27 protein-coding genes and 1 tRNA gene are annotated in these 24,064 nt (G+C 60.8%); 17 read left to right on the forward strand and 11 right to left on the reverse strand.

The window, feature by feature from the left end:
• Positions 1-24: 24 nt before the first annotated feature.
• Positions 25-966, reverse strand: a complete 942-nt coding sequence (locus Q1A44_RS10505; RefSeq protein WP_299624088.1) for a GlxA family transcriptional regulator — start codon at positions 964-966, stop codon at positions 25-27.
• 85 nt (positions 967-1,051) lie between these two features.
• Here Q1A44_RS10505 and Q1A44_RS10510 point away from each other — a divergent pair, with 85 nt between their 5' ends.
• From Q1A44_RS10510 to Q1A44_RS10530, 5 genes are read left to right on the forward strand one after another with little or no spacing between them, the layout of a single operon-like run.
• Positions 1,052-1,966 (forward strand): 3-keto-5-aminohexanoate cleavage protein, encoded by a 915-nt coding sequence (locus tag Q1A44_RS10510; RefSeq protein WP_299624264.1) that lies wholly within the window; start codon positions 1,052-1,054, stop codon positions 1,964-1,966.
• Positions 1,963-2,508, forward strand: coding sequence for a lipocalin family protein (locus tag Q1A44_RS10515; RefSeq protein ID WP_299624091.1), 546 nt, complete (start codon positions 1,963-1,965; stop codon positions 2,506-2,508). The genes Q1A44_RS10510 and Q1A44_RS10515 overlap by 4 nt, the downstream gene beginning before the upstream one ends.
• Positions 2,505-2,837, forward strand: coding sequence for a hypothetical protein (locus tag Q1A44_RS10520; RefSeq protein ID WP_299624094.1), 333 nt, complete (start codon positions 2,505-2,507; stop codon positions 2,835-2,837). Before Q1A44_RS10515 ends, Q1A44_RS10520 begins: the two co-directional genes overlap by 4 nt.
• A 15-nt stretch (positions 2,838-2,852) precedes the next feature.
• On the forward strand, positions 2,853-4,328 hold the full coding sequence (locus Q1A44_RS10525) for a carnitine 3-dehydrogenase (RefSeq protein ID WP_299624097.1): 1,476 nt from the start codon (positions 2,853-2,855) through the stop codon (positions 4,326-4,328).
• Positions 4,325-5,071: an SDR family oxidoreductase gene (locus tag Q1A44_RS10530; protein ID WP_299624100.1), complete on the forward strand. Its 747-nt coding sequence runs from the start codon at positions 4,325-4,327 to the stop codon at positions 5,069-5,071. Before Q1A44_RS10525 ends, Q1A44_RS10530 begins: the two co-directional genes overlap by 4 nt.
• Before the next feature lie 61 nt (positions 5,072-5,132).
• Here the strand turns inward: Q1A44_RS10530 and Q1A44_RS10535 are convergent, their stop codons facing one another.
• Entirely contained in the window at positions 5,133-5,993 is an 861-nt protein-coding gene (locus tag Q1A44_RS10535) for a helix-turn-helix transcriptional regulator (protein WP_299624103.1), read from the reverse strand.
• A 112-nt stretch (positions 5,994-6,105) separates the two neighbouring features.
• Between Q1A44_RS10535 and Q1A44_RS10540 the strand changes: the two genes are divergently transcribed.
• Both Q1A44_RS10540 and Q1A44_RS10545 read left to right on the forward strand, forming a co-directional pair.
• Complete coding sequence (locus Q1A44_RS10540) at positions 6,106-7,035, forward strand: fatty acid desaturase (RefSeq protein WP_299624106.1); 930 nt, start codon at positions 6,106-6,108, stop codon at positions 7,033-7,035.
• A 16-nt stretch (positions 7,036-7,051) separates the two neighbouring features.
• Positions 7,052-7,954, forward strand: coding sequence for a DMT family transporter (locus Q1A44_RS10545; protein ID WP_299624109.1), 903 nt, complete (start codon positions 7,052-7,054; stop codon positions 7,952-7,954).
• Between the two features lie 117 nt (positions 7,955-8,071).
• On the opposite strand, the gene Q1A44_RS10550 is transcribed toward Q1A44_RS10545, so the two are convergent.
• Positions 8,072-8,767, reverse strand: coding sequence for an NUDIX hydrolase (locus tag Q1A44_RS10550; protein WP_299624112.1), 696 nt, complete (start codon positions 8,765-8,767; stop codon positions 8,072-8,074).
• A 39-nt stretch (positions 8,768-8,806) separates the two neighbouring features.
• Complete coding sequence (locus Q1A44_RS10555; protein WP_299624115.1) at positions 8,807-9,208, reverse strand: DUF983 domain-containing protein; 402 nt, start codon at positions 9,206-9,208, stop codon at positions 8,807-8,809.
• A 218-nt stretch (positions 9,209-9,426) separates the two neighbouring features.
• Between Q1A44_RS10555 and Q1A44_RS10560 the strand changes: the two genes are divergently transcribed.
• The 4 genes from Q1A44_RS10560 (at position 9,427) to Q1A44_RS10575 (ending at position 11,440) form a co-directional block, all read left to right on the forward strand.
• Positions 9,427-9,873, forward strand: a complete 447-nt coding sequence (locus Q1A44_RS10560; protein WP_299624118.1) for an EF-hand domain-containing protein — start codon at positions 9,427-9,429, stop codon at positions 9,871-9,873.
• Between the two features lie 103 nt (positions 9,874-9,976).
• The gene (locus Q1A44_RS10565) at positions 9,977-10,561 is read left to right on the forward strand and encodes an RNA polymerase sigma factor (RefSeq protein WP_299624121.1); all 585 of its coding nucleotides are present in this window, start codon (positions 9,977-9,979) and stop codon (positions 10,559-10,561) included.
• Between the two features lies 1 nt (position 10,562).
• Complete coding sequence (locus tag Q1A44_RS10570) at positions 10,563-10,928, forward strand: hypothetical protein (RefSeq protein WP_299624124.1); 366 nt, start codon at positions 10,563-10,565, stop codon at positions 10,926-10,928.
• Between the two features lie 2 nt (positions 10,929-10,930).
• On the forward strand, positions 10,931-11,440 hold the full coding sequence (locus Q1A44_RS10575) for a periplasmic heavy metal sensor (protein WP_299624127.1): 510 nt from the start codon (positions 10,931-10,933) through the stop codon (positions 11,438-11,440).
• Positions 11,441-11,456: 16 nt separating this feature from the next.
• Here Q1A44_RS10575 and Q1A44_RS10580 read toward each other — a convergent pair whose 3' ends face one another.
• Entirely contained in the window at positions 11,457-12,854 is a 1,398-nt protein-coding gene (locus tag Q1A44_RS10580) for a diguanylate cyclase (RefSeq protein ID WP_299624130.1), read from the reverse strand.
• A gap of 94 nt (positions 12,855-12,948) precedes the next feature.
• Between Q1A44_RS10580 and Q1A44_RS10585 the strand changes: the two genes are divergently transcribed.
• From Q1A44_RS10585 to Q1A44_RS10605, 5 genes are all read left to right on the forward strand, one after another.
• Complete coding sequence (locus tag Q1A44_RS10585) at positions 12,949-13,233, forward strand: DUF3572 domain-containing protein (protein WP_299624133.1); 285 nt, start codon at positions 12,949-12,951, stop codon at positions 13,231-13,233.
• Positions 13,230-13,940: an HAD family hydrolase gene (locus tag Q1A44_RS10590; protein ID WP_299624135.1), complete on the forward strand. Its 711-nt coding sequence runs from the start codon at positions 13,230-13,232 to the stop codon at positions 13,938-13,940. Before Q1A44_RS10585 ends, Q1A44_RS10590 begins: the two co-directional genes overlap by 4 nt.
• Before the next feature lie 127 nt (positions 13,941-14,067).
• Positions 14,068-15,630, forward strand: coding sequence for a trimethylamine methyltransferase family protein (locus tag Q1A44_RS10595; protein ID WP_299624138.1), 1,563 nt, complete (start codon positions 14,068-14,070; stop codon positions 15,628-15,630).
• Between the two features lie 108 nt (positions 15,631-15,738).
• Entirely contained in the window at positions 15,739-16,326 is a 588-nt protein-coding gene (locus tag Q1A44_RS10600; RefSeq protein ID WP_299624141.1) for a heme NO-binding domain-containing protein, read from the forward strand.
• 14 nt (positions 16,327-16,340) lie between these two features.
• Positions 16,341-17,360, forward strand: coding sequence for a GGDEF domain-containing protein (locus tag Q1A44_RS10605; RefSeq protein ID WP_299624145.1), 1,020 nt, complete (start codon positions 16,341-16,343; stop codon positions 17,358-17,360).
• Between the two features lie 54 nt (positions 17,361-17,414).
• On the opposite strand, the gene Q1A44_RS10610 is transcribed toward Q1A44_RS10605, so the two are convergent.
• The 5 genes from Q1A44_RS10610 to Q1A44_RS10630 form a co-directional block, all read right to left on the reverse strand.
• A tRNA-Glu gene (locus Q1A44_RS10610) sits at positions 17,415-17,489 on the reverse strand.
• Positions 17,490-17,736: 247 nt separating this feature from the next.
• The gene (recJ, locus tag Q1A44_RS10615; RefSeq protein WP_299624148.1) at positions 17,737-19,476 is read right to left on the reverse strand and encodes a single-stranded-DNA-specific exonuclease RecJ; all 1,740 of its coding nucleotides are present in this window, start codon (positions 19,474-19,476) and stop codon (positions 17,737-17,739) included.
• A gap of 136 nt (positions 19,477-19,612) precedes the next feature.
• Entirely contained in the window at positions 19,613-20,581 is a 969-nt protein-coding gene (glpX, locus tag Q1A44_RS10620; RefSeq protein ID WP_299624151.1) for a class II fructose-bisphosphatase, read from the reverse strand.
• A 34-nt stretch (positions 20,582-20,615) separates the two neighbouring features.
• Positions 20,616-21,902, reverse strand: coding sequence for a homoserine dehydrogenase (locus Q1A44_RS10625; protein ID WP_299624267.1), 1,287 nt, complete (start codon positions 21,900-21,902; stop codon positions 20,616-20,618).
• A gap of 113 nt (positions 21,903-22,015) precedes the next feature.
• Positions 22,016-22,300, reverse strand: a complete 285-nt coding sequence (locus tag Q1A44_RS10630) for a hypothetical protein (protein WP_299624154.1) — start codon at positions 22,298-22,300, stop codon at positions 22,016-22,018.
• Between the two features lie 110 nt (positions 22,301-22,410).
• On the opposite strand from Q1A44_RS10630, the gene Q1A44_RS10635 reads away from it, so the two are divergent.
• A complete protein-coding gene (locus Q1A44_RS10635; RefSeq protein ID WP_299624157.1) occupies positions 22,411-22,998 on the forward strand; it encodes a TetR/AcrR family transcriptional regulator in 588 nt (195 codons plus the stop codon).
• 78 nt (positions 22,999-23,076) lie between these two features.
• On the opposite strand, the gene Q1A44_RS10640 is transcribed toward Q1A44_RS10635, so the two are convergent.
• Positions 23,077-23,988 carry a pirin family protein gene (locus tag Q1A44_RS10640; RefSeq protein WP_299624160.1) on the reverse strand — a complete coding sequence of 304 codons (912 nt, stop codon included), beginning with the start codon at positions 23,986-23,988 and terminating at the stop codon, positions 23,077-23,079.
• Between the last annotated feature and the right edge of the window lie 76 nt (positions 23,989-24,064).

Consider the following 24,064-nt stretch of genomic DNA (forward strand, 5'->3'; position numbering starts at 1 on the left):
CTTGAACCGGCCTCCGGGGGGTGTTCAGGAACGACGCGACTTGTTTTGGCGCGCGAATTTGGGGCTTTGGCCGAAATGGGCCTTGTAGGCGCGGCTAAAGCTGGATTGTGCCCCAAATCCGGTTGCCAGGCTGATCATGTGCAGCGACATGTCGGTTTGGATTAGCAAGCGGTGCGCTTCTGATAGCCGTAGCATCAGATAATGCGCCTTGGCCGTTGTGCCGAATTCGGTTTGGAAATGGGTCTGGAGTGTTCGTGTGCCTTGCCCGAGCTGTTTCGCGATCTGGTGTATGGGCAACGGTTGGTCCAGATGCGCCTCCATCAACTGGTGGGCGCGTTTGGTCAGTGTGCTTCGCATGTTGGGATGCGGATGTCGCAACTGCGGGTCTGTTGGGGCAGGTCGGCTGTTGTGAATGAAGCTGGCGGCGACCTTGCGCGCCAGACTGCTGCTATGCCGGTCGCTGATCAGATGAAGCATCATGTCGAGCGCTGGCGCGGCCCCGCCACTGGTCCAACGATTGTACGCCGCAACGTAACGTGCGTTGACAGTGTCAACATCGGGAAAGTTGTTGGCGAACGTCTCCAAGTCTTCCCAATGCGTTGTGGCTTTCTGGCCGTCGAGGAGACCGGCATTTGCCACCACCCAGGGCCCCCCATCAATTGCCGCAATCATCGTGTCCTTTCCGGCGAGCCTGCGTAAACCAGCCATCAACTGCGGTGTTGACTGTCCTTGCAAATCAAATCCTGCCACCACGATCAGGAGGTCACAGGCATCAATACGGTGTAGCGGGGCTGCAGGAACGGTAAGGCCACTGGTGAGCGAGACATCGCGCCCCTCTGGCGTTGCGAACTGCCAGTCAAAAACCATTCTGCCTGCTTGTCGGTTGGCCGCGCGCATTGGGTCCACGGCTGCGGCCAACGATAGCGTATTGGTTTCATCCATTGCCAAAACGACAGTTTTTGTCATGAAAGTTGCGCTTTTTGTCAAAACCTTTTCCAGAAAGACGGCAGAATGGAGGGAAACACAAGGCCTCAATCGCAAGGAAACTATGATGCCGCTGAGCATGAACCGAGACGTCTTTATCACCTGTGCCGTGACCGGATCGGGCGGCACCCAAGATCGCAGCCCCCATGTGCCCCGTTCGCCGCAGCAGATTGCGGACAGTGCGATTGCTGCCGCCAAAGCGGGTGCCGCCATCGTCCATTGCCATGTCCGTGATCCGGAAACAGGCGCGCCAAGCCGTAAGCTCGAATACTATCGAGAGGTCACGGACCGCATCCGGGATGCGGATGTTGATGTCGTATTGAACCTGACTGCGGGTATGGGCGGCGACATGATCTTTGGCGATGTGGAGAATCCATTGCCCCTGCAAGAGGCGGGCACCGACATGATCGGGGCCAGTGCGCGCGTGGCCCATGTGGCGGAATGCCGTCCTGAGATTTGTACGCTCGATTGCGGCACCATGAACTTTGCCGAGGCTGATTATGTAATGACCAACACGCCCGGAATGTTGACCGCCATGGGTGGTATGATGACCAAACTGGGGGTCAAGCCGGAGATCGAGGCCTTTGACACAGGCCACTTGTGGTATGCAAAACAATTGGTGAGCGATGGTGTGCTGGACAGTCCGGCCTTGGTCCAGCTGTGCATGGGGGTGCCGTGGGGCGCGCCGGATGACCTCAACACCTTTATGGCGATGGTCAACAATGTGCCCGAAGATTGGACATTCTCCGCCTTTGGTCTGGGGCGCAATCAGATGGCTTATGTGGCCGCTGCGGTCCTGGCTGGCGGTAATGTGCGCGTCGGGCTTGAGGACAATCTGTGGCTGGCCAAGGGCGAGCTGGCGCAGAACTGGCAGTTGGTTGAACGGGCGGGCACCATTATCGAAAATATGGGCGCTCGCGTCATTGGTGCGGCAGAAGTGCGCGAAAAACTCGGGCTCATGAAACAGGCCCCTCAGGGGTGAAGAGGGTTGTGCACTCGTTCGGTGCCATCTGTTTGCTGATTGTAGGACTGTTGCCGCTTGTCCTGGTGGCTTGCACCTCTGAGCCATTGCGCGAAACGTTTCGCGATCCAAGCGCCTCAATCGGTATAACCAGCCGTTTTGACGCGGCTCGTTTTGCCGGGACCTGGCATGTGCGCGGCGCATATCCGCTTGATGCGCAATTGACCCAAGTCCAGCGCTTTGTCGATGGCCCGGCATGGGAGCTTGTGGCGCGCACTTGCGAGCCTAACGGTGATTGCGAAGAGGTGGGAACGGTTTGGCAAGTGGATGGTGGCAGCCCGGGTGCTGAGGTCTTGGCCGATCCCTGGGGCGCGGCGGATCGCCGGGCCGCTGTCCTTTGGCTCGACGAGGGGTTTCGTACAGCTGCGATTGGCGACCCGTCTGGGCAATTCGCCTGGGTGCTGGATCGTGCTCCGCGTGGTGGGGCGGACAGGATCAAGGCCGCACGGCAGGTGCTGGCGTTCAGTGGTTTTGACCTGAATGCGATGGAGATGCGCCCATGATTCCTGAAGCCCTCGCCGTCTTCTTTTTTCCGGTTGTGCCTGCTGCCCTGACCTGGGCCGGGGTGGTCGCGCGGGAAATATGGGGCGCGCGTGTTTTGCTGGCCATGTTTGCCATCATTGTCGTTCTGGGCGGCCTCGCCTGGCCGTTGCTGGACACCGGGTTCGGCGGCGTTGCCCTGTTCGGCGCGGTTTTGATGACCGTTGCCACCGGGGCGACGGCGATGGCTGGCGCGGATGGCGATCCGCTTTTGGCGGCGGGCTGGGTCTATTTCCTCCTTATGGCGGTGATGGCCTTGCTGATGTTCGCCAGTGACACGCAAACACTCTGAACAAGGAATACCCCGATGGGACAGGTTGCAGCGATTATTGGCGGAGGCGTGATTGGCGGCGGATGGGCCGCGCGGTTCTTGCTGAACGGATGGGATGTGCGGGTTTTTGACCCGGATCCTGAGGCGGAGGCCAAGCTGGCCCCGGTTTTGGCCCAGGCCCGTCGTGCCTTGCCGAGCCTGACGGATGTGGCCTTGCCCGATGAGGGGCGCCTGAGTTTTCATGCTGATCTGGCGGAGGCTGTGGCCGATGTTGATTGGATTCAGGAGAGTGTGCCGGAGCGGTTGGACATCAAGCACCGTGTTTTGGCGGATTTGCAAGCGGCTTGCCCGGAAGAGGCGATCATTGGGTCCTCGACCTCTGGCTTCAAGCCGAGCGAATTGCAGGAAGGGGCGGCGCGCCCGGGGCAGATCATGGTCTGTCATCCGTTCAACCCGGTGTACCTGATGCCTCTGATCGAGGTGGTGCCGTCGCCTGTGACCGATCCGGCTTTGGTCACTAAGGCCCAGGATATTCTGCGCTCCCTTGGCATGTATCCTTTGCACGTCCGCAAGGAGATCGACGCCCATATCGCGGATCGCTTTCTTGAGGCTGTGTGGCGGGAGGCGCTTTGGCTGGTCAAGGATGGCGTTGCCACGACCGAAGAGATCGACGAGGCCATCCGCATGGGGTTCGGTATTCGTTGGGGGCAGATGGGGCTTTTTGATACTTACCGCACTGCGGGTGGAGAGACGGGCATGCGTCACTTCATGGCGCAGTTTGGTCCGGCCTTGAAATGGCCCTGGACCAAGCTGATGGATGTGCCCGAGTTCACCGATGAACTGGTTGACCTGATTGCGGGGCAATCAGATGCACAATCTGGCCATATGACCATCGCCCAGATGCTGACCGCGCGCGACGACAATCTGGTGGGCATGATGCGGAGCCTGAAGGCCAATGACTGGGGCGCCGGTGCGGTGTTGAACGCGCATGAGGCGCGCCTGCGGGCGGGCACGGTTCTGGGGGCGCACGCGGATGATCTGGAGGATGTGTCGGCTCCGATCCTGACCGTGCGTCGCGCGGTGCCTTTGGATTGGACCGATTATAATGGCCACATGAACGAGGCACGGTATTTGCAGGCTTTCGGTGACGCGACGGACCGGTTCATGGCGCTGATCGGCTGTGATGCGGACTATGTCGCGACAGGCGGCAGTTACTTTACCGCCGAGACCCATATCCGCCATGTCGATGAGGCCTTGGCCGGGGCCATGATCGAAGTGCGGACCCAGGTTCTGGCGGGCGCAGCCAAGAAACTGCACCTGTGGCATGAGATGTATGAGGGCGAGCGACTCTTGGCGACAGGAGAGCATTTCCTGCTGCATGTGAGCCTTGAGACGCGGCGGCCCTCTGACCCGTCGCAGGCGATTTTGACAGTGCTGACGCGGATCGCCGAGGCCCATGAAGCACTGCTTATGCCTGAGGGGGCGGGGCGTTTCGTGGGGCAGCGCCCTTGAAGCGCGTCTTGGTGACAGCGGGCGGGTCCGGAATTGGCCTTGCCATGGCCCATGGGTTTCACGCGGCGGGCTTTGAGGTTTGGGTAACGGATGTGGATCCAACTGCATTGGACGATGTGCCAGGCACTTGGTGCGCGCGTGTCTGTGACGCTGCAGACGAGGTGGCGGTCGCGGGGGTTATGGCAGAGGCCGGGCCATTAGACGTGTTATGCGCCAATGCGGGCATTGCCGGACCGACGGCGCGCGTCGAAGATGTGGCGCTGAGCGATTGGCGCAGCTGTGTGTCCGTCAATCTGGAGGGGGCGTTCTTGGCTGCGAAACATGGCCTTCCGGCGATGAAAGCGGCGGGGCGCGGCTCTGTCGTGTTTACGTCGTCGACTGCGGGGATATACGGCTATCCCCACCGCGCGCCATATGCGGCGGCCAAATGGGCCATCATCGGATTGATGAAGACTGTGGCGATGGAGGCAGGCCCGTTTGGCGTGCGCGCCAATGCGATTTGTCCGGGGGCTGTTGAGGGGCCGCGCATGGAAGGGGTGCTGAACCGCGAGGCGGCGGCCAAGGGTATGACCCGCGATCAGGTCTATGACGGTTATGCGGCAGGAACCTCGATGCGCACCTTTGTGAACGCGTCGGACATTGCCGATATGGCGGTGTTCTTGGGATCGGACGCGGCGCGCCGGGTATCGGGACAGGTCATCGCGGTGGACGGGCACACCGAAAACCCCGACCCAAAGCTGTGAGCCCGGTGGCGTGGCACTGTTTGCATTCGCAAATGCGCCCACCCACCGGCCCATATTTCGCCTAGAGTATTATTCTGCGCATCGTTTCGAAGTGGTTCGGCATGTCCCGCGCGGTGTATTGGGCCTGCCGCACGAGTTCGTCGAAATGCAGCGATAGCGTTTCGATGCGTTCGCGGTCTCGAAAGGCCATGTAGTGTCCGCCTGTATAGATTACTGCGAGGAGCGGGCCGAAAACGGTGATCGGCGCACTAAAAAGCGCGCGCGCGTCATAAAGACAGATGCGCATGCGCGGATAGAGTTGCGCGCTGAGCCTTTGCAAATGGTTAAGCTGTTCGTGGCGCACATCTGCGGGGAGGCTGTGGTAATAACCCGTGCCTGCCGCAAAACTTTCGACTTCGAAGATGGGCATGGCGATCTCGTAGTCAGATTGCGCCGATTGCATCCAGTTTAACCTGTCGCGCGATGCGTTGATCGCTTGTGTTGTCGTCCGCCCCAGATGGGGCCGGTATTCCCATTCAAGCATGGCTTGGGTTTTCAGCATGTCTGGCAAGCCGGCGGGCACGTGCCGGATTTTGTAGCCTGCGGCCTCTTGATGCCAACCAAATATCCGTTCGTCGATCAGGGCGCGGGGTGCTTCGGTCAGGCTGAGCGCGGCCGCGCTCAGGGCGGATGCGCTTTCGGGCCTGTCAGAAAGGCCCAGAAGCCAATCCGCCGAGACCCCAAGCGCTTGCGCGCAGGCCCCGACCACCTGAGCGCTTGGCAGTCGTGCGGTATCGCTGGTCAGCGCTTGGCTGATGGTGGACCGGTCGGCGCCAACCGCCCGCGCCAGAGCGCTTTGCGACATCTTTTGATCTTGAAGCGCGCGGGCCAGGCGTGTGCGGAATTGATCAGCGCGGATGCGTTTGTCGAGTATTTCGGTCATATGTTCATAGATATCACCATATGCGTGCTTTGTTAACAATCTTCAGAATTCGCGGCTGCTGGCGGCGTTGCTAGGGTCACTCGACACCCTCAAATCCGGAGCCACAAAGTCTATGTCCACGCCCCCTTCGACTCGCCGTTTGCCCAAGGACGTTCCGGCGCGGATCGAGTGGATCACGCTGGCGTTGTTTGCCGCGTGCGTGGTTGTTTGGTGTACAGCGGTTTTTGTGCTGCCGCAGGTCTCTTTGGTGCTGGCGCTGCCGCTTTTGGTTCTTGCGCTGGTGCTGCATGGCTCGCTCACTCACGAGGTGATCCATGGCCATCCCTTTCCCTCCTTTCGGCTGAGCCAGGCGCTGGTCGTGATCAATCCAGGGCTATGGATCCCCTATCTGCGGTTTCGCGACACCCATCTGGCCCATCATCAGGATGCAAATCTGACAGACCCGTATGATGATCCGGAATCCAACTATTTCGACCCTGCGGTCTGGGCACGGCTGCCGTGGTGGCGGCAGTGGGTGCTAGAGCGGAACAACACCTTGCTTGGGCGCGTTTTGCTGGGTCCGGTTGTGGGCCAGCTTGCCTTTGTGCGGGCAGATTGGGCGGCGATTCAGGCGGGCGATGGTCAGGTGATCAAGGGGTGGGCATGGCACATACCGAGCCTTGTGAGCATCCCGCTGGTTGTTTGGGCGGCGCCGATGCCGATTTTGCTTTATCTTGGGGCCTGTTATGCGGCCATGTCGGTGCTCAAGATCCGCACCTTTCTGGAACATCAAGCTCACAGCGTTGCACGTGGGCGCACCGTCATTGTAGAAGATCGCGGCCCCCTGGCATTTTTGTTTTTGAACAACAACTTGCACGTGGTGCATCACATGCATCCCCGGGTGCCATGGTACCGATTGCCGACACTTTACCGGGCCAACCGCGATCGGTATCTGCGTGCAAATAACGGCTACTTATTCGCCTCCTATCGGTCTGTTTTCGCCCGGCATTTCCTGAAGGCCAAAGACCCGGTGGCGCATCCGCTCTGGCCCTCGGATCACTGATCACCCATAGAGGGGCATGACCCTGTGGATACCGATCACGCTGGCGGCGGCCCTGTTTCAGACGCTGCGTTTCATGCTGCAACGGCAACTTTCGTTGGGCACGCTCAGTGCGGGCGGTGCCACGCTGGCGCGGTTCATGTATTCGGCGCCTTTGGTGGCGGTGCTGATTTGCGCTTACATGTACGCCTCTGGGCAGGCGTGGCCCGATTTCCCATTGGCATTTTGGGTCTATGGGGCGATCGGCGGCGTGGCCCAGATTGTGGCAACCATCTGTGTTGTCCGCCTGTTCAAGGCGCGAAATTTCGCGGTGGGGATCACCTTCAAGAATACAGAGGCCATTCAGTCCGTGTTTATCGGCTGGATTGTTCTGGGCGATGGCGTCAGCCTTTGGGCGCTCGCTGCGGTTGCGCTGGGGGTTGTGGGGGTGCTGATGCTGTCCGCGCCGCCTGCTTTGGCCAATGCCGGGTGGCGGGACATGGTAAACGCCGCCTCGGGCCTTGGATTGGCGGCGGGAGTGCTTTTTGCCGTGTCCGGGGTGGCGTATCGCGGGGCGTCTCTCAGCCTTGAGCTAGGCGATCCGGTGGCCCGTGCCGGTCTGACTTTGGGCGCTGTGACGATGATGCAATTTGTCGCAATGGTGGTTTGGTTGCGCTGGCGGGATCCCGGTCAGGTTTTGGCCGTATGGGCCGCGCGGCGGGTGGCCGTGTGGGTCGGGTTGATGTCGATGGCGGGCTCCTTCTGCTGGTTCTTGGCTTTCACGTTACAGAATGCCGCTTTCGTAAAAGCTGTGGGGCAGGTGGAGCTTGTCTTTAGCATGCTGGCTTCGGTCCTGATCTTTCGCGAGGCGATATCGGGACGTGAATGGGCGGGCATGGCGGTGTTGCTGGCCTCTATCCTGTTGTTGATCGCGGTGATCTGAGGTGGACAATCGCGTACCAAGAGGTACGTTTTAACAGGAAGCAACCGAGCGTCGGAATATTGGAGCATGACGATTTCGCTTGCCCCGTCAGGCGGAGTAGCCTCCCGCCTCGCGCTGTCAGTCAGGCATCGGATAGCCGCGCAAGCGCAAGAAGAGGCTCTCTTCCTCGTTGTTCTTGAAGTAGGGGACGCTGTCGGGCGGCGTGTGATCCGTCACACGGGCGTTAATCTCGCTCAGCACAACCTCGGTGATAAAGGGCATGTCATAGCCGCGCACTTCGTCCAGATGCACCCATTGCAGATGCGAAAGCTCGTCCGAGGCCCGGCTGAAATCATCAGGGTCAGAGGCAAGATCGGCCGCATCGATCAGAAAAAACCTGGCATCAAACCGGCGCGGGCGTCCGGGTGGCGTCAGCGCCCGAAACACAAATTGCAGCGGTGCTGCGTGGGGCAGGTGCCCAGTGGCGGCAAAGTCCTGCCAATCCGCAGGTGCGTCGCTCCACCGTCCGGGATGACCGAGAACCTGACCGGTTTCCTCAAAAAGTTCACGGATGGCCGCTGCCGCCAGTGCGGGCCCAAGCCCCGGCGTGCTGTCATCTTCAAGCCTGGTATCATTGGGTTTGGCAAGCGGTGACCCAAGCGGGACCTGCGCATCGGCGGCATCAACAGCACCGCCTGGAAAGACAAACTTGTTCGGCATAAACACGGCCCGTGCGCCGCGTTGCCCCATCAGGATCCGGGGTCGTGTTTCGCGGTCCCGCAACACGATCACAGTAGAAGCATTGCGCACCTGGGACTTGTCGATCGTTGTCATTGCCTTGCCCTCTTTCCCTGCTTTCAGGGTACGGGCACTCTAGGTCACTGCGCCAAAGCCGCCCATCTGTCGTGCCCACTGAAAGGCCACGATGGCCCCTTTGAACCTGGGCAGAAGGTAGAGCGACAAGCCAACGCAGCCAACCGCAAATATCGTGAACAAGACCAGAGGTTCGGGTCGCCAGGTGACAAAGACCACATGCAACAGTGGCGCCATCAGATGCCCCACCAGCAAAATCGTGAGATACGCAGGCCCGTCATCCGCGCGGTGGTGTGAATAATCCAGTTTGCAAACCGGGCATGTCTTGGCCACCTGAAGGTAGCTTTTGAGCAGCCGCCCCTGGCCACAGCGTGGGCAGCGCCTGCGCCAACCGCGCAACAGGGCGGGCCGCATTGGCCGTTCTGGCGTGGTTTCAGCAGGTGTTGTGGGGTGCGTGTGCATGTTCATGTCCTCAGGCGAGGATTGATAGTTGGGCCTGTTTTGTCGGAAACGGAATGGCGCAAACCGTCCTTGCGTCGCCATGTCGCGCCCTATGGCGGGGGCGTGCCGCGTTGCGCATCCTTCGAAATTTTTTTCGACGGAAACCTCCGCGCGCTCCGTTTGAGCTTGCATACGGGGCCAGAAACACCGGCGCCGTGACAAAAAAACGGAGAGACCCAATGAACCGCACAACTTTTATCGCAGGTGTCGCAGCAGCCGCCATGGGCCTGACAACACTGGCCGCCATGGCCAACACCCGAGGCCCTGATTTCGCAACGCTGGATACAGATGGCAACGGCGAGATTACCTTGCAGGAAATGCAAGCCTCCGCTCAGGCCCGCTTTGGTGAGGTCGATGTTGATGGCGATGGTTTCGTGACCCAGGAAGAGCTGGCCGCCCACGCCCGTGGCAACGCCGAAGATCGCGCCGAGCGGATGTTGCAACGTCGTGACGCCAATGACGACGGCAAACTGTCCATCGAAGAGATGGCAGGCCGCCGCGATCCGGGCCGCTTTTTCGACCGTATGGATGCCGACAACAGCGGTGGCATCTCTGAGGCTGAATTCGAAGAAGCCCGCGCCAAGATGAAGGGCAAACGCGGTCACAAGAACCGCGACAAGAACTAAGGCCACGCCAAGAGGCAAGCAGTGCCCTTGCCCCTTGTCAAAAGGGGCGAGGGCGGCAAAGAAGAAGCGGGGCACTGACATGCCCCGATCTGACAGGAAGACTATGGCTTTGGACGCCGGGAATCACGAAGACGAGGCGGTGCTATTGGCCCGCTATGCGCGCGGCGACGCCGCCGCTGCCCGTGTCTTGACCATGCGTTTGGTGCCCCGTGTGCACGCGCAGGCCTTTCGTTTGCTGGGTGACGCGTCAGAGGCCGAGGATGTAGCCCAAGAGGCGATGATGCGCTTGTGGCGCATCGCACCTGAATGGCGCACGGGCGAGGCCAAGGTGACCACATGGCTCTACCGCGTTGTGGCTAATCTGTGTACCGACCGATTGCGCAAGCGTCCCCGTGGGGACGTGGCCCTGGATGCGGTGGCGGAACCGCCTGATCCCGCGCCCTCGGTGGAGGTTAAAATGCAAGGCGACGCCCGGATGCTGGCCCTGCGCACCGCTTTGGCGGATCTGCCCGAACGCCAGCGTATGGCCGTGGTCATGCGCCATTTTGATGGGGCATCCAACCCGCAGATTGCCGACCGCCTCGGCATCAGCACCGAGGCTGTCGAAAGCCTGACGGCTCGGGGAAAGCGCGCATTGACGCAGGCGTTGAAAGGGCAGGTCGCTGCCCTTGGATATGAGGATGATTGAGATGACCCAAGACCTGAATAACGTGCCTGATCCGTGGCTTGACGATCTCTTGGACAAGGTTGCTCAAGCGCCAGTGCCAGAGGTGCCTGCTGACTTGATGGCCCGGGTCATGGCGGATGCGCAGCATATGTTGCCGCCGCCCGGTGGTGTTATCACGGCCCCTCCATTGTGGCGTCAGGTGATCGGTGCCTTGGGCGGATGGGGCAGCGTCGGAGGTCTCGTTGCGGCCGGCGTCACCGGTCTGGCCATTGGGTTGGGTGCGGTGGACGCCACCGGCATGGATGCCCTGTGGTCCCTGGGCGTTTTTGATGGATATGACGGTCAGACCGGCCTGTCGGCTTTTGGCTGGGATTATGAAGAAGGATGAGCATGGTGGATCAGACTCCCGAACCGAATGCTGCGCGTTGCCCCCGCTGGGTCAAGGCTGTGTTGGCGCTGTCGCTGGCGGTGAACCTCGCGATCGCGGGGGCCGTGGCGGGCTTTTTCCTGCGTGATGGGCCGATGCGCGACAGCCGCACCGCCATGGGTTATGCCGCGCCCTATATCATCGCCTTGCCTCGCGAGTCGCGGCGGAGCGTGTTTGACACGATCCGGTCCGATGACGCCTTGCCAAATCGCCGGGATCGCCGCGCCCAGTATGCCGAGATGGTTCAGGCTCTGCGTTCCGATCCCTTTGACGCAGAGACCGTGCGCACGATCCTGACCCGTCAATGGCTGTCTGTGGGCGCGGTGCAGAGCGTGTCGCAATCGGCTTGGCTCGCGGCTGTGTCTGACATGGATGTCCAGACCCGCGCCGCTTATGCCGAGCGGGTCGAAGAGGTGCTGCGCCGTGGACCGCGCGGTAAGAAGGGCGGCAAAAAGGGTGATCGCAAAGAGTAAGGCCTGAGCGCCCGGTTCAGGCGGCCGGGCGGCTAAGCGCCACGCGGTCCCGCCCCTTGGCCTTTGCACCGTAAAGCGCCTTGTCCGCCCGATCCAGCAGAGTTTCAGCGGAATGAGGCAGCGTCTGCGTGGCGCCCGTGCGTGGATCACAGACCGTCATCCCGATTGAGATGGTCGCCGTGATGCCAAGACCATGGCCCGGCACCACAAAAGGTGTCTTGCGGATCACCCGGCAGAGGCGCGCAGCGGCATTCTTGGCGTTGGTCAGATCCGCGCCAGGCAGAACGATCAGGAACTCCTCGCCCCCGATCCGTGCCACAAGGTCGACACCCCGCAGGTTTTCGCGCAAACGGTGCGCCGTTTCCACCAACACGGCATCACCCGCGGCATGGCCGTATTGGTCATTGATCCGTTTGAAGTGGTCCATATCGGCCACCATTACGGCAAAGGGCTTTTGGGTCCGTGCCGCCCGTTCGGCAATCCGCGCCATGTGCGGCATGGCGTAGCGGCGATTGTGCAAGCCCGTGAGCGGATCGCTGACGGCCGCCTCAACACCCGACCGGACGGTGTCGCGCAACGCGTCGCCCATTCTTTTGCGTGCCAGAAGGGTGCTGAGCCGTAAGGCAAGCTCGGCCGGGTCCGGGCCGCAAGTCATCAGATCATTGGCCCCCATGTCCAGCATTTGCGCGCCAAGCGTTGCATTCGGTTCGATCTGGACCACCAGAATGGCGCTGTGCCGTGTCGTTGCGTGGCTGCGGATCGTGGCCAATAGCCCCAACATGTCGGGGCCGCTTTCCGGTGCCACAACCAGAACAAACGCATCCGTATCGTCCTCGCCCTCGCTTTGATGGATGGCATCAAGCGGTGGGCAGGCGGTGATTGTCGCGGCGGATCTTGCGCAAAGCTCGGATTGCCAAGGGGTGATTGCGCTCAGGTCGCAGCCCACCAGCTTGACGGTCTGAGCCGGGCCAAAGCTGATCGCGGGTTCGGCAAAGCCAAGGGCTCTGGACGTGTCGTCGCGCAATTTCCATTCGCTGGCCGAGGCATAGGCCCGGATCACGCTGCGCACTCGAGCCACCAAGAGCGCGTCATCGACTGGCTTTTGCAGCACATCGTCGAGCCCCGCCGCCAAAAGCCGCATACGTTCGGCGGGATCAGTGTCACAGCTGAGCGCGATGACAGGCACCATGCCCGCCATGCGCGTCTTTTGCAGCCGCGCCATCAGTCTTAACGGCCCGCCATCGGGCAGGGTTGCCGCGCAAAGGATCAGGTCAGGAACCGCCCTGCGCACCAAGCGCAGGGCCTCTGCGATACTGTCGGCCTGCATTACCTCATAGTGACATGCGGCCAATTTCACGCGCAACACGATCCGGTTGGTGGCGATGGGGTCGATGATCAGGATCTTCCCGTGCATTGCGCGTTTCCATCTTTAGATAAATTCCGTGCATTCGTTTTTTGTTGGTTTAGGTTAACAAAGCGTTTCCATCCGTCAGCAAAGGCAGTTTTCCATGGCAATGTCGCAAGAATCCGCCGAAGTGGTGGGGCTGAAAGCCCTTGCATGGATGGCCAGTAACGAAGAATTGCTGCCCGTTTTCCTTGGATCGACGGGCGCGAGCGAGGCTGATTTGCGCAGCGGTGCCTCTGATCCCGCGTTTTTGGGCGCGCTTTTGGACTTTATCATGATGGACGATATCTGGGTGACGGGCTTTTGCGACGCACAAGGACTGGGATATGATCAGCCAATGATGGCGCGCATGTCGCTGCCCGGTGGGGGCCAGGTGCATTGGACATGACGGCGGCCCCCGTGCGCGGCATCATCTTTGACAAGGACGGCACCCTTTTTGATTTCGGCACCACTTGGGAGGCTTGGGCCGCCGCCTTTCTGCTGCGGGCCACCGATGGCGACCGGGCTCGGGCGACACAGATCGGTGCCCATATTGGCTTTGACCTCGTGGACCGAAAATTCGCCCGCGACAGCGTGGTCATCGCAGGTACGCCCGAAGAGATTGCCGCGGCCCTTGCCCCCCATTTTGAAGGGCAAAGCGAGGCGGCACTGATGGAGACGCTCAATCAGGAGGCCGCGCAAGCGCCGCAGGCTGAGGCTGTTCCGCTCATCCCGTTTCTGGAGGGGTTGCGCGGGCGTGATCTGGCATTGGGAGTGGCCACCAACGACGCCGAAGCGCCAGCCTTGGCCCATCTGAATGCGGCCGGTGTGGTTGCGCGTTTCGATTTTATCGCAGGTTCTGACAGTGGCTATGGCGGCAAGCCGGCCCCTGGCCAGTTGCTGGGGTTTTGTGCCGAAACAGGCATACCCCCAGCCGAGACGATCATGGTGGGCGACAGTCTGCATGATCTCAAGGCCGGTCGGGCGGCCGGTATGCGAACCGTTGGTGTGCTGACTGGCCTTGCCACACAGTCCGAATTGGCACCGTTTGCCAATGTGGTGTGCCCCGATATTGGCCACCTGCCTGCGTGGCTCGATACATTGGCCTCAGTCTGAACTCAGGCCGATTGCGCCGTTCCGACGGCTCGGCACGTGAAAACGACACGGATCGTCGCAAATGGAAAGGCTCCACACCGGTCGCTGCGCTGTTTTGGTATGGCAACGCAGCACGAAGGGCAGAACCATGGCAGACGCAGCGACTAAACGCAGATCACGTGGCGGCGGGCGGGCAGGGGCCGCAGCCCGGCGCGGTGGCGCTGTGATCGAACAGATGCCCTGGAACCCGCCTGTGATGGTCGATCCGCCTGTCGAACCATTGCGTCCTGAGGGCGTGGCGGCGATCCATGACGGTGCCATGCGCATCCTCGAAGAGATTGGCGTGCAGTTCCTGAACGAAGAGGCGCTTGAGATTCTGCGAGAGGCCGGGTGCAGCATCAATGGTGACATCGTTCGCATGGATCGGGACTTCGTGATGGAGATGGTGGGCAAGGCGCCATCCGAATTCACGCTGACGCCGCGCAATCTGGATCGCAAAATCACCATCGGTGGCAAGCACCTGAACTTTGGCAATGTGTCCTCGCCGCCCAACTATTGGGACATGGAAATCGGGACCAAAGTCCCCGGCAACCGCCAGATGTGCGCCAATCTGCTCAAGCTGACGCAATATTTCAACTGTATCCATTTTGCAGGCGGCTACCCGGTGGAGCCGGTGGATATTCATGCCTCCATCCGCCACCTGGACGTCGTCTATGACAAACTGACTCTGACCGACAAAGTTATGCATGCCTACAGCCTGGGCAAGGAACGCGTCGAGGACGTGATGGAGATGGTGCGCATTGCAGGCGGATTATCGGACGAAGAGTTCGAATCCACGCCACGCATGTATACGAACATCAACTCGACTTCGCCCCTCAAACACGACCATCCGATGATTGACGGCTGTCTGCGTATGGTGCGTCGCGGTCAGGCGGTTGTGGTGACACCCTTTACGCTGGCGGGGGCCATGGCGCCGGTGACGATGGCGGGGGCGGTGGCTCAATCCATTGCCGAGGCGCTTTGCGCCATCGCGCTTTTTCAGTATGTCCGTCCCGGCACGCCCTGTGCGATCGGAACGTTCACGTCCAACGTGGACATGAAATCGGGCGCGCCCGCCTTTGGCACGCCTGAATACATGCGCGCAACGCAGATGACCGGGCAATTGGCGCGGTTTTATGGGCTGCCTATGCGGTCCTCCGGCGTATGCGCGGCCAATGTGCCCGATGGGCAGGCAATGTGGGAGACGTCGAATTCCCTATGGGCGGCGGTACAGTCGGGCACGAACATGGTGTATCACGCTGCCGGATGGCTTGAGGGTGGACTGATCGCCAGCCCTGAAAAATTCATCATGGATTGTGAGATTTTGCAGCAGATCCAGCGATACATGGACCCATCGATCACAGCAACTGGCCCGGATGACATCGCCCTGGACGCGATCAAGTCAGTGGGGAACGATGGCCATTTCTTTGGTATTCAGCACACTCAAGATCGTTACAGCACCGCGTTTTACCAACCGTTTTTGAGTGATTGGAAGAATTACGAAGGCTGGGAGGTCGCCGGTGGCATCTGGACGCCGGAACGTGCGCATCAGATGTTCAAAGAGATCATTGGCGCCTTTGAGGCACCTGCCATGGACGAAGCGATCCGCGATGAGCTGGCCGATTTTGTGGCCCGACGTAAATCAGAAGGCGGCGCCCCCACCGATTTCTGAGCCTGGAGGTCCCGTTTAGGTGGAAATAATCGGTCAAGTTTTATCTGTTATCTGATTGGTAAGGCCTGCAACTGCAAAGTAGAGACGTGGAATTGGGGATGAAACGTCATGCATGGTCTGATCAATCGCGCAATACAGTGCTTTGTCACGGACAGCTACGGCTCTGACAAATGGGTCGAGGCAACGCGCCTTGCCGATCTCGACTTTGTCGAGTTCGAGGCGATGCTGATGTATGATGATGAAATCACGCCGCGTGTTCTGGACGCGGTCAGCCAGGTATTGAACCGGCCGCGCGACGACGTGATGGAGGATATTGGCACCTATCTGGTGTCTCATCCCAATGTCGAAGCGCTGCGGCGATTGCTGCGTTTTGGCGGTGTCACCTTTGTCGAATTCTTGCATTCGCTGGACGATCTGCCGGATCGGGCCCGCTTGGCAGTGGCGGATTTGAACCTGCCCCGGATCGAATTGCATGATCACGGACCGTCCCGCTTTAGCTTGATCTGTAACAGTCCTGTTGCGGGCTATGGTCACGTGATGATGGGGATTCTTCGCGCGATGGCGGATGACTATGGTGCCTTGGCCTTGCTCGATTATCAGGGGCGCGACAAGCGTGTCGAAACCATTTCCATTTCACTGATCGAAACAGAATTTGCAGAGGGTCGTGTTTTTGACCTTGGGGCGCGGGCGTTATGAGAGAGTTGACGAGTATGAGTGGGGCGTTGGATGTGTTGTGTCCAATGCATGTGATTGTGTCGGATGAAGGACATGTAGTGCACGCAGGGCCGACCTTGCAGAAATTGCGCCCGACGCACCCGATGGTCGGCCGCCCGTTCCTTGAGATTTTTGACCTCAAGCGGCCCCGTGCCATTTCGACCATTGATAAGATGCGCGCGGCGGCCGGTACAAAACTGCATCTGCAATTGCGCGACGCGCCTCATACCGAGGTTAAAGGCATTCTCGTGCCCAGCCCGGTGCCGGGCGAGAGCATCATCAATCTGTCCTTTGGTATCTCAGTGGTTGACGCGGTTACGGATTATGCCCTGACCAGTGTGGATTTCGCGGCCACAGATTTGACGATTGAGATGCTTTATCTGGTTGAGGCCAAGTCAGCGGCGATGGAAGCGTCGCGCAAACTGAACCTGCGCTTACAAGGGGCGAAGATCGCGGCCGAAGAACAGGCCTTTACCGACACGTTGACGGGCCTCAAGAATCGCCGCGCCATGGATCATGTCCTGGATCGTCACGCGGCCTGGGGCACGCAGTTCGGCGTCATGCAGATTGATCTGGACTGGTTCAAGGCGGTCAATGACACGCTGGGCCATGCGGCGGGTGATTTTGTACTGCAGACCGTTGCTCGTGTGATGGTTGAGGAAACCCGGGACAATGACACTGTGGCGCGTGTGGGCGGGGACGAGTTTGTGATTCTGCTACCCCATGCACATGACCAGACCGCTTTGCGCAACATCGGTGATCGGATCATCAAACGGCTGTCACGCCCGATGCCGTTTCAGGGCGAAGTGTGCCAAATCTCGGCCAGCATAGGTATCGCCATCTACGAGCCGGGTGCAGGTGTGTCGGTGTCGGAGTTGCTGGATAATGCCGACGTGGCGCTTTATGCGTCGAAACATGATGGGCGGGGTCGGCAGACCTTCTATACGCCCGAGTTGCGCGCTTCGGCGCAAAACCTCGCCCCGCCGACGGGCCGGGCAGAATCCAAAACGGCTTGATACGACCCTCAAGGTCGGCATCGCCATTATTCTCAGTGCGCGTTGGAAGCCACTTGGCATCCCGTAGGGGAATCGAACCCCTCTTTCCAGGTTGAAAACCTGGCGTCCTAACCGATAGACGAACGGGACACTGAGTGTGAGCGGTTCTTTAGGCAATCGCTTGAGATGGCGCAAGCGGAAAAGTCATCTCGCGGCACAGAAATAGCGCGGTTTGTCAGTTTCTGACTGGCGCTGCTGATCTGGCGGGAAGCAGGCAATGCCACCTGATCGAATTCAGGCCGACGACGGGCCCGGACTCACCAATTGCAAACCGAAACAGTGTCTTGCCATTGTGCCGAGTACCCGCCCGGAGGTGATTGCCGAGGGCATACGACTCCTATGCAGGTGCCGCGTCTTCCAACCGCAACTGCACGCTGCGCCGCCCGCGAAAACTGTTGATCTCAAGCCGCCCGGCCAAATGAAACGGTGCACCACCGTGATCGCTGAGGGTGGGGCCAAGATCGCCATCAAATGCTCCAAAGGCGATACCATCCATGCGTGCGCCGCCTGGCGCACCAAAGCTGATCTTGAGGTGGCTTTCGCCGACCCGCCGCGCATGATGGATCCGCATGGCGGAAAAAGCATAGCGCGGCGCAGGCGCACCGGCCCCAAAGGGGCCCGCCGCATCAATCTGCTCAATCAACTCAACAGTCGCGGCATCCGGCATCAGCATCCCGTCCAAACGCAGGTCCGCAGGGCCCAAAGCGCCAGCGCCCTGCCGGGCCAATAGCTCCGCCAGACGGGCCATGGCGACCTCGATCTTGTCCTCGGCAACGGTCAGTCCGGCGGCCATTTTGTGACCCCCGCCCTTGATCAACAGCCCCTCGACCGCCAGGCGCTGAATAGGCGCGCCAAGGTCGATCCCGGAGACGGAGCGGCCCGATCCTTTGCCAATCCCGTCTTCGACGCCGATCACGATGGCAGGGCGGTTGGTGGCCTCCTTGAGGCGCGAGGCCACGATGCCCACGACGCCGGGATGCCAGCCCTGACCCACGGCCCAAGCCAATGGGCCATTGGCGCCACGTTCCTCGCATTGGGCCAGGGCTTGTGCGCGCACCTGCGCCTCGATATCGCGCCGCTCAGCGTTCAGGGTATTCAGGCGTTCGGCCAGCGCGGCCGCTTCGTGCGGGTCTTGGGTGGCCAATAAGCGTGCGCCCAGATCGGCTTGACCAATGCGGCCGCCCGCGTTGATGCGAGGCCCAAGCAGATAGCCCAGATGGTATGGCGTGGGCGCTGTGTCCATCCCTGCCACATCGGACAGCGCGACAAGGCCCGGACGGGCGCGCCGCGCCATCACCTTGAGGCCCTGACGCACAAAGGCGCGGTTCACACCGACCAATGGCGCAACGTCTGCCACAGTTGCAAGCCCCACAAGATCAAGCATCGCCATAAGGTCCGGGCCGGGCGTGCCTGCCACCCGCAGTTGCCGCCCGGCCTCGACCAGCGCCAAAAAGACAACCGCCGCCGCACACAAGTGCGCCAGCGCACCGTCTTCGTCCTGGCGATTGGGATTGACGACAGCATAGGCAGGGGGCAACGTCTCTGCTCCCAGATGGTGGTCCAGCACGACCACATCCGCACCGATGGCCGCGGCAATCGGGTCATGAGACAGGGTGCCGCAATCGACACAGATGATCAGGTCATGGTCCGCAGCAAGCTGGGCCATGGCCGCCTCATTCGGGCCATAGCCTTCGTCGATACGGTCGGGCACATAAAGCGTGGCTTCCAACCCCAGATCGCGCATCCATGTGATCAGCAAAGCGGCAGAAGACCCGCCATCCACGTCGTAATCGGCAAAAATGGCTATGCGTTCGCGACCATGTATGGCCGCCAATATGCGCGTTGCGGCCTTTTCCATGTCACGCAAACTGCGCGGATCAGGCATCAGGTCGCGCAGTGTTGGAGCGAGATAGGCCTCGGCCGCCTCGGCAGGAACGCCAGATCGCGCCAAGATCTGGCAAATTGGGGCAGGCAATTGGGTCTGTTGCGCCATGGCCTCTGCGGCGCGGGTTACATCCGCCGTCGACGCGACCCAGGCGCGTCCACTCAAAGACCTTTCTACGCCCAAAAAAGCCAAAACAGTCCCCACTTCTTTTGGTCGGAAATATCCCCGCCGGAGGCCAGAAAGTCACTGGCTAAACGTATGCCTCCGGCACTACGCAGATTACCTTACCCCGTAAAGCGCACCTTTTGGCGCGCTATCCGCGCGGCCGTCAAACAGTGTGGGTCGGGGTACGGTAGCTCATGCGGCGGACCGATCCGGTTTTTGAGCGCATCAGCAATGTCTCGCAGGTCAGCCAACCGGGTTCTCTCTGCACCGCGGCAAGCAGGGACCCAGATGTCACGCCGGTCGCGGCAAAGATCACGTCCTGGGTCACCATATCGTCTCGGGCATAGATTTTGTCCAGATCGGTAATGCCAGCCTTGGCCGCGCGGCCCTTTTCGTCGTCATTGCGGAACAAGAGGCGGCCGTAGATCTGCCCGCCCATACATTTCAAGGCTGCGGCCGCCAACACACCTTCTGGCGCGCCACCTTCGCCCATGTACATGTCGATACCGGTCGAGGGGTCCGCACAGTGCATGACACCAGCCACATCGCCATCAGTGATGAGGCGGATGGAAGCACCTGTGCCGCGCACTTCGGCGATCATCGCCTCGTGCCGGGGGCGCTCCAGGATACAAACGGTGATGTCGGCGGCCTCACAGCCTTTTGCAGCGGCTAGCGCGGCGACCCGCTCGGCCGGACTCATGTTCAGGGTAACGACATCGCTGTCATAGCCCGGGCCGATGGCCAGCTTGTCCATATAGACATCTGGCGCGTGCAGCATCGAGCCGCGCGGGCCCATGGCAATCACGGTCAATGCATTGGGCATGTCCTTGGCCGTCAGGGTCGTCCCTTCCAACGGGTCAAGGGCGATGTCCACGCCGGGGCCGTTCCCGGTGCCGACCTCTTCGCCGATATAGAGCATGGGCGCTTCGTCCCGTTCGCCTTCGCCGATGACCACGACGCCCGCGATATCCAGCAGGTTCAGCTGCTCGCGCATGGCGTTCACAGCGGCCTGGTCAGCGGCCTTTTCGTCCCCGTGCCCCACCAGCCGGGCAGAGGCCAATGCAGCGGCTTCTGATACACGGGCGAGACCCAAGGACAAAAGGCGGTCTTGGAATTGGGCGGTGGCGGTCATTGGAACATTCCTTTTGGGATATCTGGAAATTGAGTCAAACGGCTTCGATGCGCAGCACAACGGGTTCAGACGCCAGAACGCCGGTGCCTTGCATGGCCTCCAGTGCGTGGTCCACCGCGGCGCGGGTACAGCTATGCGTGACGATCAGGACCGGGGCCGCTCCCTCGGCATGGCCGTATTGGCGCATGCGGTCGATGCTGACGCCTGCGTCGCCCAAGACCGTCGCGATCTTGGCCAGTGCGCCGGGTTTGTCGTCTAGCGCCATGCGCAGATAATAGGGCGCAGGTAGAACAGATTTCGCCGGCGTACTCTGGCTCAGCGTGCTCGCCGGTTGGCCAAAGACGGGCAGGCGCAGGCCACGTGCGATGTCACAAACGTCGCCCATGACCGCAGAAGCGGTCGGTCCTTCGCCAGCACCCGGGCCACGCAGAACAACCTGTTCAACCGCGCTGCCTTCGATGGCAACCATGTTGGTGCCGCCTTGCAACTGGCCAAGTGGCGAGGTGTCAGGCACGAGGCAGGGCATCATCCGCTGTTCCAGACCACGTCCGGTTTTCTGGGCAACGCCCAAGAGCTTGATCTTGTAGCCCATGTCTGCGGCGTGCCGGATGTCTTCGATGCTGACCCGCTCGATTCCTTCCAACTCGATGCCGTCAAAATCCACCTTCGTGCCAAAGGCGATAGAGGACAGGATGGCCAGTTTATGGGCTGCGTCGATGCCGCCCACGTCCAGTTGCGGATCAGCCTCCAGATATCCAAGTCCGTCGGCTTCGGCGAACACTTCGGCATAGGTCAGTCCCGCGCTTTCCATACGTGTCAGGATGTAGTTGCAAGACCCGTTCATGACGCCGACGATGCGTTTGATTTCGTTCCCGGCCAGCCCTTCGGTCAGGGCCTTGATAACCGGTATTCCGCCAGCGACGGCAGCCTCATAGCGCAACGACACTTCGGCCGCTTCGGCCGCTTCAGCCAGTGCCTGACCATGGATGGCCAGCATCGCCTTGTTGGCGGTGACCACATGTTTGCCAGCGGCAATGGCCGCTTCGGTGGCGTCCTTGGCAGGACCGTCAGTGCCGCCCATCAGTTCCACAAACACGTCTACATCCTCGCGGGTGGCAAGCGCCACGGGGTCGTCCTCCCAGGCGTAGCCGGTCAAGGGCACACCGCGATCCTTGTCGCGGCTGCGTGCGCTGACGGCTGTGATCTCGATGCTTGTCCCGGTGCGGGCTGACAAAAGGTCCGCATTTTGGCGCACAATCTTGACGACGCCAGCGCCGACGGTGCCCAGTCCGGCGATGCCGAGACGCAAGGGAGAGTTCATATGGGTATCCTCATTCGAACGCAGCATGGGGGCCGTGCCGTCAAAACGCCGACCTTTGCCGCGATGTAGCGGGTTCCGTGCTGCGGTGCAATTGCCCCGTGCGCGGCGGCGGCTTAGCCCAGCCCGTCCGTCAACCGCGCCCGCGCGCTCGCATCCAAGACGGACCGCCGCTGCAGCGCGCGTGCCCGCGCTTTCAGCGATGCAATCCGGGCTTCAAGATTTTGGGTGGTTTGAACGGGATCGGTGCCCGCGGGCACCGCGCTGGCCAGCAGTGGTCCCAAAGGGACAAGGGCAGGGTAAGCTGCGCCTTCAACCTCGGGCGATACGGTGCCATCGAGTTCGGGGAACTGCGTGCAGGCGCAAAGCGCGAAACAAAGGGCAAGGCAGGCGGCGCGCATAGCGTTTTGGTCCACTGCTGTGATTGTCGTGCCAGTCTTTGATGCACCAGTGATGGTCCGCGCGCAAGCATGGCTTGGTTTTGAACATGTGTTCAGTTAAATCGTGGACTATGGCGCGTACGACCGGTTCCCATTCAGACATCACAGGCCCGCGCGTGCGCGACGCGGCCTTGCGCCTGTTTGCCCGCCATGGGTTTGCCGCCGTCTCGATGCGCCAGATCGCGACGGAAGTCGGTGTGCAGGCCGGTGCGCTATATAACTACACGCCTGACAAGCAGAGCCTTTTATTTGCGCTGATGCGTGATCACATGGTCGAGTTGTTGGATGCGGTCGAGGCGCTGCCGGACGTTTCCCCTTTGGCCAAGCTGGAAGGCTTTGTGCGGTTCCATATCGCCTTTCACCATGAGCGTCCGGATGCTGTGTTCATATCCTATATGGAATTGCGCAACCTCAGCCCCGAGAATTTTGAGGCTCTGGAAACGTTGCGTCGTCGCTATGAAACGGTGTTGGAGGATATTTTGCACAGCGGCGTTGCCGCAGGTCTGTTTCAAGTGGCCGACACCCGCATTGCCACCTGGGCCGTCATTGCCATGCTTACCGGGGTCAACACTTGGTTTCGCGCGGGCGGTCGGCTGAGCCTCAATGATGTGCAGGATCAGTATTGGGAGATGGTGCGCAGAGCGGTTGCCGTGGGGTGATCGTCTTTGGCTGATGGACGGACGCTGTTTGCCTTTGGCAAATGCGCCCCGCCCAACACCCCATTTGGCGCGCCGCGGCTAGTGTGCCGCTTTGATGAATGTGCCATTGCGCAGATCGCGCATGGCCTGCATCAATTCTTCCTGTGTGTTCATAACGATCGGGCCGTGCCAGGCCACCGGCTCGTCAATTGGCGCGCCCGAAACCAGCAGGAACCGTATGCCGTCAGGGCCCGCCTGGACTGTTACCTCGTCGCCGGTGCCAAAGCGGATCAGCGTGCGATCGCCGGACAGGTCGCGAATGTTCAGCTCTTGTCCCGCGACCTCCTTTTCCAGCAACACGCCTGACGGAGCCGAGGCATCGGCAAACGCACCCGCGCCCTGAAAGACATAAGCAAAGGCCCGGCGGTAGGTGTCGATGCGAAACGTTTTTTTCAGCCCGGCAGGCACAAAGATGTCGAGATATTGCGGGTCGGCGGCGATCCCGTCTACCGGGCCGCTGACCCCCCAAAAATCGCCGGTGATCACTTTGACCACCGTTCCGTCATCATCCGTGACCACCGGAATATCGGCACCCGAGATGTCCTGATACCGCGGAGCCGTCATTTTCTGGGATGCAGGCAGATTGCCCCACAGTTGGAACCCGTGCATCTGGCCCCGCGTGTTTCCGTGCGGCATTTCTTGGTGCAGGATGCCGGAGCCCGCCGTCATCCACTGTACCGAACCTGCGCCCAAGGTGCCGGAATTGCCCAGACTGTCGCTATGCTCCACCGTGCCTTCGAGCACGTATGTGATCGTTTCGATGCCGCGATGCGGGTGCCAGGGGAAGCCTTTTTCGAAATGCGCGGGCGTGTCGTTGCGAAAGTCGTCAAAGAGCAGGAAGGGATCCAACTCGCTTGGGTCCTGAAAGCCGAAGGCCCGGTGCAGGTGGACGCCTGCGCCCTCCATAGTTGGTTGCGCCTGGCGCGCTTCGAGTGTGGGTCTGAGGGACATGCGCGTCTCCTTTTGCGTGTTGCTTGTCGCAAAGATAGGCCGCGCCGCGTCGCACGCAATCCATGTCGGCGAACGG

The sequence above is a fragment of the uncultured Tateyamaria sp. genome (assembly GCF_947503705.1).
In the GTDB taxonomy this organism is placed as follows: domain Bacteria; phylum Pseudomonadota; class Alphaproteobacteria; order Rhodobacterales; family Rhodobacteraceae; genus Tateyamaria.

What these genes read in the sequence shown, in the direction of transcription:
- Q1A44_RS10630 (WP_299624154.1), bottom strand. Translation starts at nt 22,300, where the DNA reads ATGCGCGCCGCCTGCCTTGCCCTTTGTTTCGCGCTTTGCGCCTGCACG.
- glpX (WP_299624151.1), bottom strand. Translation starts at nt 20,581, where the DNA reads ATGACCGCCACCGCCCAATTCCAAGACCGCCTTTTGTCCTTGGGTCTC.
- Q1A44_RS10545 (WP_299624109.1), top strand. Translation starts at nt 7,052, where the DNA reads ATGACCCTGTGGATACCGATCACGCTGGCGGCGGCCCTGTTTCAGACG.
- Q1A44_RS10550 (WP_299624112.1), bottom strand. Translation starts at nt 8,767, where the DNA reads ATGACAACGATCGACAAGTCCCAGGTGCGCAATGCTTCTACTGTGATC.
- Q1A44_RS10590 (WP_299624135.1), top strand. Translation starts at nt 13,230, where the DNA reads ATGACGGCGGCCCCCGTGCGCGGCATCATCTTTGACAAGGACGGCACC.
- Q1A44_RS10600 (WP_299624141.1), top strand. Translation starts at nt 15,739, where the DNA reads ATGCATGGTCTGATCAATCGCGCAATACAGTGCTTTGTCACGGACAGC.
- Q1A44_RS10595 (WP_299624138.1), top strand. Translation starts at nt 14,068, where the DNA reads ATGGCAGACGCAGCGACTAAACGCAGATCACGTGGCGGCGGGCGGGCA.
- Q1A44_RS10535 (WP_299624103.1), bottom strand. Translation starts at nt 5,993, where the DNA reads ATGACCGAAATACTCGACAAACGCATCCGCGCTGATCAATTCCGCACA.
- Q1A44_RS10540 (WP_299624106.1), top strand. Translation starts at nt 6,106, where the DNA reads ATGTCCACGCCCCCTTCGACTCGCCGTTTGCCCAAGGACGTTCCGGCG.
- Q1A44_RS10580 (WP_299624130.1), bottom strand. Translation starts at nt 12,854, where the DNA reads ATGCACGGGAAGATCCTGATCATCGACCCCATCGCCACCAACCGGATC.
- Q1A44_RS10575 (WP_299624127.1), top strand. Translation starts at nt 10,931, where the DNA reads ATGGTGGATCAGACTCCCGAACCGAATGCTGCGCGTTGCCCCCGCTGG.
- Q1A44_RS10570 (WP_299624124.1), top strand. Translation starts at nt 10,563, where the DNA reads ATGACCCAAGACCTGAATAACGTGCCTGATCCGTGGCTTGACGATCTC.
- Q1A44_RS10555 (WP_299624115.1), bottom strand. Translation starts at nt 9,208, where the DNA reads ATGCACACGCACCCCACAACACCTGCTGAAACCACGCCAGAACGGCCA.
- Q1A44_RS10560 (WP_299624118.1), top strand. Translation starts at nt 9,427, where the DNA reads ATGAACCGCACAACTTTTATCGCAGGTGTCGCAGCAGCCGCCATGGGC.
- Q1A44_RS10640 (WP_299624160.1), bottom strand. Translation starts at nt 23,988, where the DNA reads ATGTCCCTCAGACCCACACTCGAAGCGCGCCAGGCGCAACCAACTATG.
- Q1A44_RS10635 (WP_299624157.1), top strand. Translation starts at nt 22,411, where the DNA reads ATGGCGCGTACGACCGGTTCCCATTCAGACATCACAGGCCCGCGCGTG.
- Q1A44_RS10625 (WP_299624267.1), bottom strand. Translation starts at nt 21,902, where the DNA reads ATGAACTCTCCCTTGCGTCTCGGCATCGCCGGACTGGGCACCGTCGGC.
- Q1A44_RS10585 (WP_299624133.1), top strand. Translation starts at nt 12,949, where the DNA reads ATGGCAATGTCGCAAGAATCCGCCGAAGTGGTGGGGCTGAAAGCCCTT.
- Q1A44_RS10505 (WP_299624088.1), bottom strand. Translation starts at nt 966, where the DNA reads ATGACAAAAACTGTCGTTTTGGCAATGGATGAAACCAATACGCTATCG.
- Q1A44_RS10510 (WP_299624264.1), top strand. Translation starts at nt 1,052, where the DNA reads ATGCCGCTGAGCATGAACCGAGACGTCTTTATCACCTGTGCCGTGACC.
- Q1A44_RS10520 (WP_299624094.1), top strand. Translation starts at nt 2,505, where the DNA reads ATGATTCCTGAAGCCCTCGCCGTCTTCTTTTTTCCGGTTGTGCCTGCT.
- Q1A44_RS10565 (WP_299624121.1), top strand. Translation starts at nt 9,977, where the DNA reads ATGGCTTTGGACGCCGGGAATCACGAAGACGAGGCGGTGCTATTGGCC.
- Q1A44_RS10605 (WP_299624145.1), top strand. Translation starts at nt 16,341, where the DNA reads ATGAGTGGGGCGTTGGATGTGTTGTGTCCAATGCATGTGATTGTGTCG.
- Q1A44_RS10525 (WP_299624097.1), top strand. Translation starts at nt 2,853, where the DNA reads ATGGGACAGGTTGCAGCGATTATTGGCGGAGGCGTGATTGGCGGCGGA.